This is a genomic window from Paraburkholderia sp. J11-2 (assembly GCF_905220185.1).
Lineage (GTDB): Bacteria > Pseudomonadota > Gammaproteobacteria > Burkholderiales > Burkholderiaceae > Paraburkholderia.
Genome location: NZ_CAJMYY010000099.1, coordinates 1 through 699 on the forward strand (window position 1 = coordinate 1; position 699 = coordinate 699).

Consider the following 699-nt stretch of genomic DNA (forward strand, 5'->3'; position numbering starts at 1 on the left):
GCTCACGTGGGCGGCGGTGCTCATGGGCTTCGTCGGCCTGATGGCGCGCTGGTACGAGTCCTACCTGATCGGCGCGGACGTCGGCCACATTCCCATTTCGAATCTGTATGAAGTGTTCGTGTTATTCAATCTGATCACGGCGCTCTTCTACCTCTATTACGAGCAGCACTACAACACGCGCGCGCTCGGCGCGTTCGTGCTGCTCGTGATCAGCGCGGCCGTGGGCTTCCTGATGTGGTACTCGATCTCGCGCGACGCGCAGCAGATCCAGCCGCTCGTGCCCGCCCTGCAAAGCTGGTGGATGAAGATCCACGTGCCGGCGAACTTCATCGGCTACGGCAGCTTCGCGCTGTCGGCCATGGTGGGCGTGGCGTACATCATGAAGGAGCGCGGCGTGCTGGCGGACCGCCTGCCCGCGCTCGAGGTGCTCGACGACGTCATGTACAAGTCGATCGCCGTGGGTTTCGCGTTCTTCACCATCGCGACGATTCTCGGCGCGCTGTGGGCCGCGCAGGCCTGGGGCGGCTACTGGAGCTGGGACCCGAAGGAAACCTGGGCGCTGATCGTGTGGCTCAACTACGCGGCCTGGCTGCATATGCGCCTCATGAAGGGCCTGCGTGGCGGCGTGGCGGCCTGGTGGGCGCTCACGGGCCTGCTGGTGACGACCTTCGCGTTCCTTGGCGTCAACATGTTCCTTTC

General features: G+C 64.4%; 1 protein-coding gene. It reads left to right on the top strand.

The window, feature by feature from the left end; genetic code table 11:
* Nucleotides 1-699, top strand: a 699-nt coding sequence (gene ccsB / locus U5A57_RS41320; RefSeq protein WP_321918098.1) for a c-type cytochrome biogenesis protein CcsB, incomplete at both ends; no start/stop codon positions are given.